Annotated in this window: 1 protein-coding gene; it reads right to left on the minus strand. The window is 27.0% G+C overall.

Annotation, left to right across the window (positions count from 1 at the left end; genetic code table 11):
* The coding region (locus LUA84_RS03640; protein WP_308112641.1) for a GTP-binding protein at window positions 1–213 on the minus strand (213 nt) is incomplete at its 3' end.
* Window positions 214–424: the final 211 nt, after the last annotated feature.

Raw genomic sequence — 424 nt, forward strand, 5'->3', positions numbered from 1 at the left:
TCCATATACTGTTATTTCCCTTTCTCTTTCAGTTTCATGCCACCATGTAAACATTGCCTCACCTGCAAGTTCTATCTCTAGCATTCCTGCACNNGCTAATAAAGAATCAGCCAATGTCGTCTTTCCATGGTGTATATGTGCCATTATACCTATATTTCTTATATTATTTGGAGTATCCATAACTTTCAATATTCTTTCAGTNNAACTGGCCATTATAATAAAATGAAGAATAATATTTTAAAAATAAATTTTATGATATTACATATTAGCTATATATTATATAAATATAGAATATTAAGGAAAAAATATTTTAATAATTTATTAAGATTACTTATTAATTTTTAATGCAAAAGATTTTGCCTGAAATCCTACTTTTCTATGGCTTCCATCNNAATAAGGTTTATTTTGTGAATGTCCACATCTA

It is taken from the genome of Candidatus Nanopusillus massiliensis (genome assembly GCF_920984865.1).